Annotated in this window: 13 protein-coding genes and 1 tRNA gene; all 14 read right to left on the bottom strand. The window is 59.5% G+C overall.

Annotated features, from left to right (window positions below; all coding sequences use genetic code 11):
* The coding region (gene nuoG, locus H0V78_11150) for an NADH-quinone oxidoreductase subunit NuoG (GenBank protein MBA2352307.1) at window positions 1-1,213 on the bottom strand (1,213 nt) is incomplete at its 3' end.
* A 17-nt stretch (window positions 1,214-1,230) separates the two neighbouring features.
* Complete coding sequence (gene nuoF, locus H0V78_11145) at window positions 1,231-2,517, bottom strand: NADH-quinone oxidoreductase subunit NuoF (GenBank protein MBA2352306.1); 1,287 nt, start codon at window positions 2,515-2,517, stop codon at window positions 1,231-1,233.
* A 153-nt stretch (window positions 2,518-2,670) separates the two neighbouring features.
* The gene (nuoE, locus tag H0V78_11140; GenBank protein ID MBA2352305.1) at window positions 2,671-3,159 is read right to left on the bottom strand and encodes an NADH-quinone oxidoreductase subunit NuoE; all 489 of its coding nucleotides are present in this window, start codon (window positions 3,157-3,159) and stop codon (window positions 2,671-2,673) included.
* A 33-nt stretch (window positions 3,160-3,192) separates the two neighbouring features.
* Entirely contained in the window at window positions 3,193-4,446 is a 1,254-nt protein-coding gene (locus tag H0V78_11135; GenBank protein MBA2352304.1) for an NADH-quinone oxidoreductase subunit D, read from the bottom strand.
* 167 nt (window positions 4,447-4,613) lie between these two features.
* Window positions 4,614-5,222, bottom strand: a complete 609-nt coding sequence (locus H0V78_11130) for an NADH-quinone oxidoreductase subunit C (GenBank protein ID MBA2352303.1) — start codon at window positions 5,220-5,222, stop codon at window positions 4,614-4,616.
* Between the two features lie 128 nt (window positions 5,223-5,350).
* Window positions 5,351-5,830, bottom strand: a complete 480-nt coding sequence (locus H0V78_11125; protein ID MBA2352302.1) for an NADH-quinone oxidoreductase subunit B — start codon at window positions 5,828-5,830, stop codon at window positions 5,351-5,353.
* 142 nt (window positions 5,831-5,972) lie between these two features.
* Window positions 5,973-6,329: an NADH-quinone oxidoreductase subunit A gene (locus H0V78_11120; protein ID MBA2352301.1), complete on the bottom strand. Its 357-nt coding sequence runs from the start codon at window positions 6,327-6,329 to the stop codon at window positions 5,973-5,975.
* A gap of 92 nt (window positions 6,330-6,421) precedes the next feature.
* Window positions 6,422-6,506 (bottom strand) — tRNA-Leu (locus tag H0V78_11115).
* 54 nt (window positions 6,507-6,560) lie between these two features.
* Window positions 6,561-7,028 (bottom strand): preprotein translocase subunit SecG, encoded by a 468-nt coding sequence (gene secG / locus H0V78_11110; protein MBA2352300.1) that lies wholly within the window; start codon window positions 7,026-7,028, stop codon window positions 6,561-6,563.
* A gap of 2 nt (window positions 7,029-7,030) precedes the next feature.
* Window positions 7,031-7,795 (bottom strand): triose-phosphate isomerase, encoded by a 765-nt coding sequence (locus H0V78_11105; GenBank protein MBA2352299.1) that lies wholly within the window; start codon window positions 7,793-7,795, stop codon window positions 7,031-7,033.
* A gap of 222 nt (window positions 7,796-8,017) precedes the next feature.
* Complete coding sequence (pstB, locus tag H0V78_11100; protein ID MBA2352298.1) at window positions 8,018-8,851, bottom strand: phosphate ABC transporter ATP-binding protein; 834 nt, start codon at window positions 8,849-8,851, stop codon at window positions 8,018-8,020.
* Window positions 8,845-9,771, bottom strand: coding sequence for a phosphate ABC transporter permease PstA (gene pstA, locus H0V78_11095; GenBank protein ID MBA2352297.1), 927 nt, complete (start codon window positions 9,769-9,771; stop codon window positions 8,845-8,847). The genes pstB and pstA overlap by 7 nt, the downstream gene beginning before the upstream one ends.
* A 12-nt stretch (window positions 9,772-9,783) precedes the next feature.
* The gene (gene pstC / locus H0V78_11090; GenBank protein MBA2352296.1) at window positions 9,784-10,701 is read right to left on the bottom strand and encodes a phosphate ABC transporter permease subunit PstC; all 918 of its coding nucleotides are present in this window, start codon (window positions 10,699-10,701) and stop codon (window positions 9,784-9,786) included.
* Window positions 10,702-10,969: 268 nt separating this feature from the next.
* Window positions 10,970-11,554, bottom strand: a 585-nt coding sequence (locus H0V78_11085; GenBank protein ID MBA2352295.1) for a substrate-binding domain-containing protein, incomplete at its 5' end; no start/stop codon positions are given.

Genomic DNA, 11,554 nt, shown 5'->3' with positions numbered 1-11,554 from the left:
CGACGCTGATCGCAGCACCTTTCCCGGCCGCCTGACGCAGCCGATGCGCAATCAGTGGATGATCCTTGGTCAGATTGCTGCCGATGACAAGCACGCGATCCAGCCTGCCCAAATCAGCGATCTTCAGGCCCAGCCACGGCGCGCCCTGCAGCAAGGCATCGGCGCTGAAATCGATTTGTCGCAAGCGATGGTCGATGTTGTCGCTGCCGATGCCGCGCAGCAGTTTCTGCAGCAAGTACAACTCTTCGAGCGTTTGGTGCGGACTCGCCAGCGCACCGATCTGCCCGGCCCCGTGCTGCTCGCATATCGCTCTCAGTTGACCGGCGCTGAATTCCAGCGCCTGCTGCCAGTCGCACTCGCGCCAGTGCTCGCCATCCCGGATCACCGGCCGCGTCAGGCGCTCCGGCGAATTCAGGCCTTCATAGGAAAAACGCTCCTTGTCCGACAGCCAGCACTCGTTGATCTCGTCGTTTTCGCGCGGCAGCACGCGCATCACGCGGCCTTGCCGAACCTGCACGATCAGGTTGCTGCCGAAGCCGCAATGCGGGCTAACCGATTTGCGGCGCGACAATTCCCATGGCCGCGCGGTGTAACGGAACGGCTTGGACGTCAGCGCGCCAACCGGGCACAAATCAATCATGTTCCCCGACAGCTCATCGTCGACCGTCTTTTCGACGAAGGTCAGAATCTCGGCGTGCTCACCGCGCCCGGCCATGCCGAGCTCCATGCGGCCGGCGATCTCCTGACCGAAACGCACGCAGCGCGTGCAGTGTATGCAGCGCGTCATGTCGGTCGAAATCAAGGGGCCAAGATTCTTGTTCGGGACGACGCGCTTGTCTTCTTCGTAACGCGATTTGCCGGCGCCGTAGCCGACCGCAAGATCCTGCAACTGGCATTCGCCGCCCTGATCGCAGATCGGGCAATCGAGCGGATGGTTGATCAGCAGAAATTCCATGACCGCTTTCTGCGCGTCGACCGCGTAGTCGGAATGCGTGTGCACCTTCATCCCCGGCGTCGCCGGCGTGGCGCACGCCGGCAGCGGCTTCGGGGCTTTTTCGACTTGCACCAGACACATCCGGCAATTGGCCGCGATCGACAGCTTGCGGTGGTAGCAGAAATGCGGAATGAAAATGCCGATCCGGCTGGCGGCCTCGATCAGCATCGTGTTCGGCGCGACCTCGACCGGATTGCCGTCGATTTCGAGCGCGATCAGGTTGTGTGCCGGCGCGTTCATGCCGCGGCCTTCACGTCCTGTGAAACCAGGCATGCGCGATGGTCGATGTGATGCTGGAACTCGGCGCGGAAATGCTGGATAAAGCTTTTCACCGGCAGCGCCGCCGCGTCGCCGAACGCGCAAATCGTGCGTCCCTGAATATTGTCGGCAACCGACAGCAGCAGATCGAGATCCGCTTGCCGGCCCTGGCCGTGCTCGATGCGGTGAACGACGCGATACAGCCAGCCGGTGCCTTCGCGGCACGGCGTGCACTGGCCGCACGATTCCTCGTAATAAAAATACGACAGGCGTTCGAGCGCTCGAACCATGCATACCGTATCGTCCATGATAATGACGGCGCCCGAGCCCAGCATCGAGCCGGCTTTGGCGATCGAGTCGTAATCCATGTCGGTCTTCAGCATCACGTCGCCAGGCAGCACAGGCATCGACGAACCGCCCGGAATGCACGCTTTCAGCGGGCGTCCGTCGCGCATGCCGCCAGCCATGTCGAGCAATACGGCAAACGGCGTGCCGAGAGGTATTTCGTAATTCCCCGGCCGCGTGACGTGGCCCGATACCGAAAAGATTTTGGTGCCGCCGTTGTTCGGTTTGCCGATCGCCAGAAATTTGTCGCCGCCGTGCTGGATGATCCACGGCACGCAGGCGAAGGTTTCGGTATTATTGATCGTCGTCGGTTTGCCGTACAGACCGAAGGTCGCCGGGAACGGCGGCTTGAAGCGCGGCAATCCTTTCTTGCCCTCAAGCGATTCAAGCAAGGCGGTTTCTTCACCGCAGATATAGGCGCCGTAACCGTGCGTGTTGTAGAGCTGAAAACCGAAATCCGAGCCAAGAATACTGTCGCCGAGAAAACCCGCCTGGCGCGCTTCGGCAACCGCTTCTTCCATACGCTGATACACATCCCAGATTTCACCGTGCACGTAGTTGTAGCCGACCTTTATGCCCATAGCATAAGCCGCGATCACCATCCCTTCGATCAGGATGTGCGGGTTATAGCGCATGATGTCGCGATCCTTGAATGTGCCAGGCTCGCCTTCATCGGAATTGCAGACCAGATATTTCTCGCCGGCGGCCTTCGGCATGAAGCTCCACTTGAGACCGGTCGGAAACCCGGCGCCGCCGCGCCCGCGCAATCCGGATTTTTTGACTTCGTTGATGACCGCGTCAGGCGTCATCTTGTCGGCAAGTATCTTGCGCAGCGCCGCGTAGCCGCCGCGCTTTTCGTAATCGGCAAGGCGCCAGGCGCGCTCGCCGTAGAGGCCGGCCAAAATAATCGCTTCGGACATAGAATTAAGTTACGGCCCGCAAAAACATCTTGTCATTCCCGCGGCAGCGGGAATCCAGCGTCTGTTGCAGCGAATCACTGGGTTCCCGCTCCCGGCTTACGGCCTGCCGGGACACGCTTCGCGGGAACGACATACATCGAATTGTTTTGCGCTTCATTCGATCTCCTCCAAAAACCGATCGATTTTTTCCGGCGTCATGAAGCTGCACATACGATGATTGTCGATCAGCATGACCGGCGCATCGCCGCATGCGCCAAAGCATTCTCCCTGCTTCAAGGTGACTTTGCCATCCGCGCTGGTCTCGCCGAAACCGATATTGAACTTGCGCCTCAAGTGCGCGGCGGCCTCATTCGCGCCGGACAACACGCACGGGAGATTCGTGCATAGCGTGATCTTGCATTTGCCTGGGGGCTCGAGATCGAACATTTCGTAGAATGTCGCGACTTCGTAAACCGCGATGCTCGGTATGCCGAGGTAGTACGCGATGAAATCCATGGTCGAATTCGACACCCAACGTTTCTCCTGCTGCGCGATGCGCAACGCTGCAATCACCGCCGAGCGTTGCTTGCCCGGCGGAAATTTCGCAACCTCGCGGTCGATCGCAGCCAGCGATTCGGGAGAGAGAACGAGGGGCGCATTCATGTCACAATAATAGAACGCCGCTGAATTCCGCATTCATCGGTCGATTTCGCCGAAAACGATATCCTGCGTCGCGATGATCGCAACGACGTCCGCAATCATGTGGCCGCGCGACATTTCATCGAGCGCCGCCAGATGCGGAAAGCCGGGCGCGCGTATCTTCATCCGATACGGTTTGTTCGCGCCGTCCGAAATCAGGTAAACGCCGAACTCGCCTTTCGGCGCTTCGACCGAGGCGTAAGCCTCGCCTTCCGGAACCTGAAAACCTTCCGTGAAAAGCTTGAAATGGTGGATCAGCTCTTCCATGTTTTCCTTCATCGCCAGCCGCGGCGGCGGCGCGATTTTGCGGTTGGCAGTCATCACCGGGCCGGGGTTTTCGCGCAGCCAGGCGATGCATTGTTCGATGATGCGATTCGATTGCCGCATCTCTTCGATGTGGACCAGGTAGCGGTCGTAGCAATCGCCGTTGACGCCGATCGGAATATCGAATTCCATGCGCTCGTAAACGGCGTACGGCTGTTTACGCCGCAAATCCCATTCGACGCCCGAGCCGCGCAACATGCAACCGGTGAAGCCAAGCGCCAGCGCACGCTCGGGCGACACCACGCCGATGCCCACAGTGCGCTGCTTCCAGATGCGATTGTCGGTCAGCAGTGTTTCGTATTCGTCGATGTATTTCGGGAAGCGAATGGTGAAGTCTTCGATGAAATCGAGCAGCGAACCCTGCCGGCTTTCGTTGAGCTTCCTGACTTCGTCTTCGTCATGGATTTTCGACGCCTGATACTGCGGCATCAATTCCGGCAGATCGCGGTAGACGCCGCCCGGCCGATAATATGCCGCGTGCATGCGCGCGCCGGACGCCGCTTCGTAGCAATCCATCAGGTCTTCGCGCTCGCGGAAGCAATACAGGAATACCGACATGGCGCCGATATCGAGCGCGTGCGCGCCCAACCACATCAGATGGTTCATCAACCGCGTGATTTCGTCGAACATTACCCGTATGTATTGCGCTCGGATCGGGATTTCGATCCGCAGCAACTTCTCGACGGCGAGCACGTAGCCGTGCTCGTTGCACATCATCGATACGTAATCGAGGCGATCCATGTACGGCAGGTTTTGCACATACAGTTTGTGTTCGGCCAGCTTCTCGGTCGCGCGATGCAAGAGGCCGATGTGCGGATCGGCGCGCTGAATGACTTCACCGTCGAGCTCGAGCACCAGCCGCAGCACGCCGTGCGCGGCGGGATGCTGCGGGCCGAAATTCATCGTGTAGTTGCGAATCTCAGGCACGGCGGAAAGGGAATTCCTGTAGCGCGCCGCCGCATTGGGCGTCAGCCGGGCATGGCGCCGAGCGGTAACGTTCACCCCCACCCCAGCCCTCCCCTGTCCCCGGCTTAATACCTGCCGGGGCAGGCAAGGGCGAGGCAGTCGCGGTAGTACAGTCAGCGGGTATGCGATCAGCGCTTGTGTGCATCGACATCGCCATACTTGTCTTCGCGGATGATGCGGGGTACAAGTTCGCGCGGTTCTATCGTGACCGGCTGATAGATGACGCGCTGCTGCTCCGGGTCGTAGCGCATTTCGACGTTGCCGCTCAAAGGAAAATCCTTGCGGAACGGGTGACCGACAAAGCCGTAATCGGTCAGCAGCCGGCGCAGATCGGGATGACCTTGGAACACGATGCCGTAAAGATCGAACGCTTCGCGCTCGTACCAGTTCGCGTTCGGCCAGATGTCGATGGCCGAATCGAAAACGGGAAACGTGTCATCCGGCGCGAAAGTGCGCAGGCGCAGGCGAACATTGTGCGTGATCGAAAGCAGGTGGTAGACGACAGCGAAGCGTCCGCTGGTCAACGCGCCGGCCGGCTGCGCCGGTAATGGGTCCGCGCTCTCCTGCCGCGATACGTTATCTGAACGCGAGCTTGCGAGGGCGGCAGGAGGCGGGCGCTGCTCGCCAGCGGCCGGCTGCGCCGGTAACGTATCCGCGCCCGCGCCGTAATCCAGGTAATCGACGCCGCATAAATCGATCAGTTGCTCGAAGCGCAACTCGGGATGATCGCGCAGCATCCGGGCCACTGCGCTCAAATCGGCGGCAGTGACGACGATCGTAATCTCGTTGACAGCGTCGCCCAGGCTGATCAGCTTTTCGCCGAGCACCACGGGCAGCGCTGCGGCGAGCTTGTCGAGGCGGGAAGTCACGGCCGCGCGATCGTGTGGGTGCGCCTGATCTTGTTCTGCAACTGTATGATGCCGAACAGCAAGGCTTCCGCGGTCGGTGGACAACCCGGCACATAGATATCGACCGGAACGATGCGGTCGCAGCCGCGCACCACCGAATACGAATAGTGGTAAGGACCGCCGCCGTTCGCGCACGAGCCCATCGAAATCACCCAGCGCGGCTCCGCCATCTGGTCGTAAACCTTGCGCAGCGCCGGCGCCATCTTGTTGACCAGAGTACCGGCGACGATCATCACATCCGATTGACGCGGGCTCGGCCGGAACACGACGCCGAAGCGATCCAGATCGTAGCGCGATGCGCCGGCGTGCATCATCTCGACCGCACAACAGGCAAGACCGAACGTCATCGGCCACAGCGAACCCGTGCGCGTCCAGTTGATCACGTCGTCGAGCCTGGCGGTGACGAAACCTTTGTCGAGGATGCCTTCGATACTCATTGGAATTCAGATCGGCGCGGATTGGGCCGCAAACTTGCAGGCGCATAGGGCTCGCGGCGAGCCAACGTGCATCTCTTCGCGCCATGTGCCGAATTGCTGCGCGAATTCGGCAACAAACTGGCGGCAGCGTTGGTCAGGCTCGCTATTCCCATTCGAGAGCGCCCTTCTTCCATTCGTAGATGAAGCCGACGACAAGTATCGTCAGGAAAATCATCATGGCGACGAAGCCGAACACGCCGAGTTCATCGAATACGACCGCCCACGGGAAAAGAAACGCGATCTCGAGATCGAAAAGAATGAACAGAATCGCGACCAGGTAATAACGCACATCAAATTTCATGCGCGCGTCTTCGAAGGCCTCGAAACCGCATTCGTACGGAGAAAGTTTTTCGCTGTCGGGATTGTTCGGCCCAAGAAGGCTGCCGAGCACCAGCGGAATCACGCCGAGGGCAAGCCCGACGACAATGAACAACAGGATCGGGAAATAATTTTCTGCCATTTGTGCAGGCTCCGGGTATCAGAGGCCGGGGGAGATCGGGTAGCACCTGGATCGCTCGCTCGCCCGGTCCCTGACTACCGATCCCTTGAATATGGTGCCGATGATCAGACTCGAACTGACACGGCTTGCGCCACCGCCCCCTCAAGACGGCGTGTCTACCAATTTCACCACATCGGCATTTTTCGAACACTGCAAATACGACGCGTTGCTGGTTCTGCCTGACGACAACCGTTACTTCGGAATCTCGTTCGATTTCGAACTGCCCTGGGCAGGATTTCGACCCGCATTTCCACCTGTGCCTCCATCGGCGCCGACTTCGCCCTGGCCGGCAGATGCGGGCGCTTGTGGAACCGGCGCTGCAATAGGATCAGCGGTACTGCCCGCGTTCCGCGCAGGCGAGGGTGTTGGCAATGGTTGTTCCGGCTGTGGAATGCTTTGCCGGGTGCCCATTACGCCGACCGAGTCATCGCCGCGGCTCGATAGCCAGGTCAGCCCCATGCTGGTAATAAAGAATAGCGCCGCCAAGACCGCCGTGGCCCGGCTCAGGAAATTCGCCGAGCCGGTCGAACCAAACAGACTGCCCGACGAGCCGCTGCCGAACGCAGCGCCCATGTCGGCGCCCTTGCCATGCTGGAGCAGCACCAGAGCGATCACGCTGAACGCGGTCAGCACGTGCAGCACTAAAATAACTGTTTGCATAATTAATCCTTAGACCCGGCAGCAGCATTACAAATCGCCAGAAATTCATCAGCCGCCAGCGAGGCGCCGCCGATCAATCCGCCATCGATGTCCGGCATCGCAAAAAGTTCTTTCGCATTGGCCGCTTTGACGCTGCCGCCGTAAAGTATTCTCAGCTCGGCCGCGATCGCACCGTCTTGACCGGCAATGCGATCGCGTATGAATGCATGCACCGCCTGCGCCTGGGCGGGCGACGCGGTTTTTCCGGTGCCGATTGCCCAGACCGGCTCGTATGCAACGACGGCTTCAGCCAGAGATGCCGCGCCGCAGTGGTTCAAAACGCTGTCGAGTTGCGAGCCGACAATGTCTTCGGTCAAACTACTTTCGCGTTCGTCGAGGCTCTCGCCGACGCACAGGATGGGGATCAGCCCGCCAGCCTGCGCTGCCTTGAACTTTCTGGCGACGGTGCCGCTGTCCTCGCCGTACAGGGCGCGGCGCTCGGAATGGCCGACGATTGCAAAGCGGCAGCCAAAATCGCACAGCATCCGCGCCGAAACCTCGCCCGTGTAGGCGCCGCTCGCAAATTCGCTGACGTTCTGCGCGCCCCACTGGAGCCGGGTCGACTGCAATGATTCCTGGGTTTGGGCGAGATATGGATAGGGGACCAGCACTGCGCAACACACTTCCGGGAAATCATCGACACTGCGTCTGACTGCTTCGAGCAGCGATCGGTTCTGCCCGAGATTGCCGTGCATTTTCCAATTGCCGGCGACGAGCTTTTGGCGCATTACCTGAACCGTCACTAAAACCCTGTGATTTTACTGGTGGGGGGTGTTGCGGTCAAACGATGTAAGGGAGAAAACCGGAAATACGGAAAGAAATCCGCTCGGCGAACTGCGTCTCCTCCTTTCACCCCGGCCATAACCTTCCCCCTCAAGAGGAAGGAGGTGCCGCAAGCCCGCTCGTTCCCCGTCAAGGGAAGGGTAAGCGAACTCAGGTTTCCGCCGTCATCAGCCAAACCGTCCGGTGATATAGTCTTCAGTCTGCCTGTGCTTCGGTTTGATGAAAATGGTGTCGGTCACGCCGAACTCGATCAGTTCGCCCAGGTACATGTAGGCGGTAAAATCGGACACGCGCGCTGCCTGCTGCATATTGTGGGTGACGATCAATATCGTCACCTTGCTCTTCAGGTCGGTGATCAGTTCTTCGATGCTGGCGGTGGCGATCGGATCGAGCGCCGATGTCGGCTCGTCGAACAGCAGTATCTCGGGATCGGTCGCCAGGGCGCGCGCGATGCACAGCCGCTGTTGCTGCCCGCCGGACAAATTGAACGCGAGTTCTTTCAAGCGGCCTTTGACCTCATCCCACAACGCCGCGCCGCGCAGCGCTTCCTCGACCTTGTCATCGAGCAGCGATCGCTTCGACACGCCGCGCACGCGCAGACCATACGCGACATTCTCGTAAATCGTCTTGGGAAACGGATTCGCCTTCTGGAACACCATGCTGATGCGCATGCGCACTTCTATCGGATCGACTTCGCGCCCGAGCAGATTGGTATCGTCCGGATAAAGCCGGATCTGGCCCTCGTATTTATTGCCCGGATACAGATCGTGCATGCGGTTGAAGCAGCGCAGATAAGTCGACTTGCCGCAGCCCGATGGCCCGATCAGCGCCGTGACTTGTTTGTCGTAAAGCGTCAGATTGATGTTCTTCAGCGCGTGAAACGAGCCGTAATAAAAATGCAGGCCCTTGGTCTCGGCCTTGCGTTCGAGCGCAGGCTGGGGCTGCAACTGGGCTGCGCTGCCGGGGGTTTCCGGCTTGGTGCTGACCACGGTGTCTACCATTTGAGATTCTTTCGTAAGCGATAGCGGATATAGATGGCGAGTCCGTTCATGGACAGCGTCATGACGACGAGTACCAGCCCGGCGGCTGCGGCATTCGCCTGGAACGCCGCTTCTGGCCGCGACGTCCAGTTGAACATCTGGATCGGCATCACGGTAAACGGTGCCATCAGCCAGTCGAACGACACATACGGAAACGTGCTCTCGATCGGCGATGGCGGCAGAAACGCGATGAAGGTCAACGCGCCTATGGTGATGATCGGCGCGGTTTCACCGATCGCGCGCGCCAGGCCGATGATCACGCCGGTCAGAATGCCGGGCGTCGAATACGGCAGGATATGGTCGGCAGTCGTCTGCCACTTGGTCGCGCCGAGCGCATAAGCGCCTTCACGAATGCCAACCGGGATGGCGCGTATCGCTTCACGCGTCGCAACAATGACCACCGGCAGGATCAAGAGCGCGAGCGTCAGCCCGGCGGCGAGTACGCTTTGACCTAGGCCGAACTGATAAACGAAAAGCCCGAGCGCCAGCAAACCATAAACGATGGAAGGCACGCCGGCCAGATTGGTCACGTTGATTTCGATCAGATCGGTAAACCAGTTCTTGGCGGCGTACTCTTCAAGATAAACACCGGCGCCGACGCCCAGCGGCACGGCGGCTATCGCCGTCACCAGCATGACCAGCGTGCTGCCGACCCATGCCGACAGGATGCCGGCTTGTGTCGCACGCCGCGAAGGGAAAGACGTGAAAAACTCCGCCGACAGGCGCGGCGCGCCTTTTATCAACATGTCTATAAAAAGCGCCGCGAATGCCAGAACGCCAATCGCCAGCGCGATCATGCCGATCACAGCGAACACGAGATCCCAGCGTTTACGGCTGGCGATCATCGTGCGCATGTGCTGAATGCGCGCGCTATCTTCCATTGCCTTTTGCCATTAATAGACCTGCCGGTAGCGCCGGCGCAGAACATGGCCGGCGATGTTGAATACCAGAGTCAGCAACATCAAGGTGAGGCCTGCGGCGAATATGGTCTGGTAGCCGATGCTGCCGTGCGGCAAGTCGCCCAGGCTGACCTGCACGATATAGGCAGTGATGGTCGCGGCCGGCTCGGCGGGGTTCCAGGTCAGATTCGGCTGCAGACCCGCGGCGACGGCCACAATCATGGTCTCGCCGACCGCTCGCGACACCCCGAGCACATAGGCTGCCGCAATCCCGGAAAAGGCGGCCGGCGCGACGACGCGCGATGCGGTCTGGAAGCGCGTCGCGCCCATTGCGTACGAACCTTCGCGCAACGCCATCGGCACCGCCCGCATGGCGTCCTCGGAAAGGGAACTCACATACGGAATGATCATGATACCCATCACCAGGCCCGCGGAGAGCAAGCTGAATCCCGGTAAACCGGGAATGAATTGTTGCAACAGCGGCGTAACGAACAACAGCGCGAAGTAACCGTAGACTACGGTCGGCACGCTGCCGAGCATTTCCAGAAAGGGTTTGGCGACTTCGCGCACCGAAAACGGCGCGAACTCGGACAGGTAAATCGCGATGATGGTGCCGAGCGGGATTGCAACCAGGAGCGCTACGGCTGAACTCACGAGCGTGCCGGACAAGAGCGGCAGGATGCCGTAATGCGGATTACTGAAAAGCGGCGTCCACTGGGTATCGGTCAGGAATTCGGAGAGCGGAACGTTCTGGAAGAAAACCAGCGATTCGCTGATCAGAATATACAGGATGCCGATGGTGGTTGCGACCGATGAAACCGCGGCCAGAAGTAACAGAAACTCGAATATTCGTTCGCGAATCTTGCGCGATCTCTGCACAGCGAATCGAGCGGGGATACTGAGATCCGCCATCGGAGACAAGCTATAGGTGGATGTTTGCGGCATATTATACCCGGAGCATCCGGCCGTGACTGGCGCGCGCGTTCTGAATGCCTTGAGGCGCATTCGTCATTGGGAAATCCTGGGCACGCGCGGCGGCGCTCATCCTGCTATTAGGAATCTGATCGAGGGCCGTTCGCGCTCGACGGGCACTACACAAACCTCGATTCGTTCTCCTTTCCTGGTCCGATAAACCCAGGAACGGGAGAACGCAATCAGAGAGCTGCTGCGAAGATATCGATTAGAGTTTGGCTTCGCGCTTCAACAGTTCGTCGATCTTGACACCGACATCAGCTTCGCCGCCGAACACGGTACCGAACTTTTTCTGCTCCAAGTGCTGCATGGCAGTCTTGTACGCGGCCTGCGGAAGCGGCACATACTGGACTTCGGCAACCAGCTTCGGCGCGTTCAGCAGGTAGTACTGGACGAATTCCTTGATCTCGGGCTTGGCCAGCGATTTCTCGCTCACGTAAATGAATATCGGGCGCGACAACGGTACGTAAGTGCCGTTCTCGACAGCTTCCGCCGATGGCAGCACGGGTTTGCCTTTGCCGTTATCGATCGCAACCGCATTCAGCTTTTTCTGGTTTTCAACGTAATAAGCAAAACCAAAATAGCCGAGCGCCCCCTTGTCGCGCGACACGCCTTGCACCAGGACGTTGTCGTCTTCACTCGCGGTAAAGTCGCCGCGGCTGGCCTTCGATTTGCCGACTATGGCTTCGGTGAAATAGTCGAAGGTACCGGAATCGGCGCCTGGGCCGAAAAGAGTCAGCGGCTCACTCGGCCATGAAGGATCGATCTGGTTCCAGTTCGTGATCTTGCCCTG

This window comes from Burkholderiales bacterium (assembly GCA_013695435.1).
In the GTDB taxonomy this organism is placed as follows: Bacteria; Pseudomonadota; Gammaproteobacteria; order Burkholderiales; family JACMKV01; genus JACMKV01.
This window is presented reverse-complemented; position numbering and strand designations above follow the sequence as displayed.

Bases quoted from the DNA above. Each gene is read 5' to 3' on its own strand.
- nuoF (MBA2352306.1), bottom strand. From the start codon at position 2,517: ATGTCCGAAGCGATTATTTTGGCCGGCCTCTACGGCGAGCGCGCCTGG.
- nuoE (MBA2352305.1), bottom strand. From the start codon at position 3,159: ATGAATGCGCCCCTCGTTCTCTCTCCCGAATCGCTGGCTGCGATCGAC.
- H0V78_11130 (MBA2352303.1), bottom strand. From the start codon at position 5,222: ATGCTGCGCGATCATCCCGAGTTGCGCTTCGAGCAACTGATCGATTTA.
- H0V78_11125 (MBA2352302.1), bottom strand. From the start codon at position 5,830: ATGAGTATCGAAGGCATCCTCGACAAAGGTTTCGTCACCGCCAGGCTC.
- H0V78_11120 (MBA2352301.1), bottom strand. From the start codon at position 6,329: ATGGCAGAAAATTATTTCCCGATCCTGTTGTTCATTGTCGTCGGGCTT.
- secG (MBA2352300.1), bottom strand. From the start codon at position 7,028: ATGCAAACAGTTATTTTAGTGCTGCACGTGCTGACCGCGTTCAGCGTG.
- H0V78_11105 (MBA2352299.1), bottom strand. From the start codon at position 7,795: ATGCGCCAAAAGCTCGTCGCCGGCAATTGGAAAATGCACGGCAATCTC.
- pstB (MBA2352298.1), bottom strand. From the start codon at position 8,851: ATGGTAGACACCGTGGTCAGCACCAAGCCGGAAACCCCCGGCAGCGCA.
- pstA (MBA2352297.1), bottom strand. From the start codon at position 9,771: ATGGAAGATAGCGCGCGCATTCAGCACATGCGCACGATGATCGCCAGC.
- pstC (MBA2352296.1), bottom strand. From the start codon at position 10,701: ATGGCGGATCTCAGTATCCCCGCTCGATTCGCTGTGCAGAGATCGCGC.